At 61.0% G+C, this 3,277-nt stretch carries 3 protein-coding genes; all 3 read right to left on the bottom strand.

Annotation, left to right across the window (positions count from 1 at the left end):
- On the bottom strand, positions 1-310 hold a 310-nt coding region (locus ACZ7GZ_RS42840; protein WP_471033239.1), incomplete at its 3' end, for a transposase.
- 51 nt (positions 311-361) lie between these two features.
- Positions 362-1,387: a methyltransferase gene (locus ACZ7GZ_RS42845; protein ID WP_471033242.1), complete on the bottom strand. Its 1,026-nt coding sequence runs from the start codon at positions 1,385-1,387 to the stop codon at positions 362-364.
- 286 nt (positions 1,388-1,673) lie between these two features.
- The gene (locus ACZ7GZ_RS42850) at positions 1,674-2,726 is read right to left on the bottom strand and encodes a methyltransferase (RefSeq protein ID WP_471033244.1); all 1,053 of its coding nucleotides are present in this window, start codon (positions 2,724-2,726) and stop codon (positions 1,674-1,676) included.
- Between the last annotated feature and the right edge of the window lie 551 nt (positions 2,727-3,277).

The following is a 3,277-nucleotide window of genomic DNA, read 5'->3' on the forward strand; positions in this document are numbered from 1 at the left end:
TTGAGACTTCAGACATCTCGCTCAACAGTCCGAGGGCCTCGCCCGTTACTCGACCGGCCTCGTCACCCGATCGGTGGCCAAATTGAAAAGCCTCCTGGTGTCCGCCGGCATCGGCGACGGCTCGGGCGTGGGCGACCGACGTGTGCGGCGCGTCCGCGACGATCACCACACCCGCCAGGCTGCCCAGCCGGGCCGCGACCTGCTCCAGCAGTGGGGCGAACGCCGGGATCTCGTTCGACTTCGCCGCGACCTGGACCTGCGCCAGGACCACACCGGTCAACGTGTCGTGGAGTCCATCGCCGCCGAACACGCCAGGGCCCTGTGCACTGCCCCGCACGCCTGGTGAAGTGAGAGACGTCGATCAGGGCTTGGACCCCACAACAACAAAGTTGACCATCGGAGCATCCACTGGAGACACTGTCACATCGACGAATCCCGCACGTTGAAGAGCATCGGTATGTTCGGCGGCCGAATAGGACCGGCCACCCGGCGTTTCGACCATCATGGTCAGCCCGACCAGCGCGGCCATCGGCGGCCCGGTCTTGTCCGAATTGAACATGGTTTCCACCACAATGATCTGGCCACCGGCATCAAGTGCGGCAAAGACCTTGCCCAGAAGTGCCCCATTCTGCACAGATGACCAGCCGTGCAGGATGTTTCCCAACAGCGCTACGTCGTGGCCGATAGGCAGTGTATCGGTGAGAAAGTTGCCGCTAGTAACCGCAATCCGGTCGGCCATTCCCGCGGCCTCGATCTGCTCGCGCGCGAGATCGCAGACCCAGCCGTTCTCGAACACCTCACCTGCCAGCTGCGGATGATCCTTCAGCAGTGCGATTGTGTAGGCGCCCGTGCCGCCACCCACGTCCAGGACCGAGTGTCGGTCGGTGAATGACACGACGGCGCCCAGAGCATGCCCCGCGTCGACGGAAAGCGAGTGCAGCCCCGTGAAGAACTCCCGCATCAGCGGATCGCCGTACACCGAGACGCCGCCATCGCTGGGATCCCAGGTCACCGGGGCGTCGGTGCGGAGTACTTTGGTAAGCGAACCCCACCCTGCGTACAGCCGGTTGTGTATAAATTGGATGAATCCTCCGAGATAAACCTCAGCGCCGGGTACGAGGAACTGTGCGGCCATCGCGCTGTTGCGGACGTTGTTGTGTTCGTCGCGTTCGGTCAGGCCTATCGCGCAGGTGGCGGCCAGTAACTGTTCGGCCGGTCGGGCCGCGAGCCCGAGTTCAGCGCGGATCTTCTGATCCGGACTCGGGCCGTGGATGGCGAGAGTGGCGAACAGATTGAGATCTATCGCGGCGGACAAGACCCGGCTGACGGCGAAGCCGTATGCCATCTGCATGATTTGACCGACCGAATTCGTGGTATCCGTGGGCATGACCTACTCCAGGCTCGCTCGGACTGTGGGTGGGTTTCGCGATCGCCACGGTTGGCGGGCACCGCAGATCATCGCGGTCGTGGCTGCAATCGGGGGAGCTGGTCGAACCTGGACTCGTTTCCGAAGGTGACGGTGCTCGGGGCATCGGTCATGTAGTAGAGGTCACGAACCGTTGTCACTGGCTGAAGGGCGAGTTTTCCCCGGCCTTCAGCGCGGCGACGGCGGCCGGCACGTTGAACCAAACGGGCGTCTTCCTCCTTGCCCCGCCCTTGAGTACCTCTTGGGATCAAGGCTTACGGGCCGACACAATATGAGAACAGCTAGGCTGGTTGGGAAATAGGACAACCTCGACGCCGACAAATCCGATCGATCGCAATACCTGTGCGTACTCCGACGTTGTACGAGTTTCGCCCTGCCCTTCGGAGGCCAGCAAGTAGACGAGACTCGATGACGCGGCCAACAACGGATTACTGGACTCGTCATCATCGTCGCGCATGTATTCCGTGATATAGAGGGTGCCTCCGGAATCCAATGATCGGAAGATCTTTTCTAGACCGACAGCACAGTGTTCGGCATCCCAGCCATGGAAGACTTGGTTACAAAAGACCGTATCGTAACCGGTGGGCAGATCGTCGACAAACAGATCACCCGGCGTGACTACCACCCGATCAGAGACGCTGGAATCGGCCAAGTATGTGCGTAGCGTGGGCACGAGGATTGGAAGGTCCGTGACCGTTGCGGTGGCCTCCGGCACCTTCTCCAAAGTAGCGATCGTGAACGCCGCCGTACCCGCGCCGATATCCAGCAGTCGTCGGCAACCAGACAAGTCCACCCGTTCGACGAACGCTCGGGCAAGCATCGTCGCGACGGGGTCCCATACTTTCAAGAGGGAAACGATCGGAGTGGGGTCCGACTCAAGGTACAACGGCGCGTTGAAAGAAACCTCTCCAAGCAAGTAGTCCCCAAGCTGGCTCATCTTTCTCGAGACCGCCGCGTCTACCCAGGCCATAAGCGCTCCGCAGTAAGCCGGTTGGCCTTCAAGGAGGTGGCGTGCCCCCAAGTCTCTGACCATATACCGATCTCCAGTCGCCGTCAGCACGCCAAGGTGACGCAGTATCGGCAGAATCGCCGCGGTGACTCGCGGATTGAGGTGTAGCTCATTAGCTATCTCGGAAGCTGTAAGACCATCCTCATGCTTCGCCAACAGAGGGATGACCTTAGCACGATCAGCAGCGACAATAGCGGCCCCACCGTAGGCATTAAACACGAGCTCCAGAAGATACGCAGGCCCAGGATTACCCTCGGCGACCCGGGTCTCCTTCGTCGGAAAATCACTCATCGATTACCCTCCTCACCTAGTTGGACACGGCTTCGACGTTTCTCTTCGTGGATCAGTTGGGCAGCCCGCAGCCACGCAGCGCGAATCGACTTTCGCCACTGGCGGACAGATATCCCGGAGCGGACCGCGCGCGTACCGCAGCACGGGTACCAAGACCCTGCGAGTCGCAGAAGATAGACACAGTCTGGACACCAGGAACCCACAGGGCAACGAGTTGTTCCGCCCTTCGGAACGGAAGCTTCCATCCGTGATCACCGTGGCGTAGCACATCAATGCAAAACCATCCAAAGCGTCGATAACTAGTGCGTGGTTCCTCAATCGGATGTATCACAGGCGGTAGGCGAATCGATGGCTCTTGATGCGTCTGGGTGGCCGTCCCCAGATCCAGGGTTTGGCTTGGCGTTGAGCTGCTCGGGGGCTACTTCGGTGGCCACCGCGACGTCGTGGTGCTGACGAGGGCATTGTCACGTTGTTGGGGGTGGCTGGTGTTGAGGGTGTGTCGGGGCGTGCTTCTTCCGTGTGTCGGCCGGTGTCAGACGGTCGCGGGGCAG

The organism is Streptomyces sp. NPDC037288, from assembly GCF_055603265.1.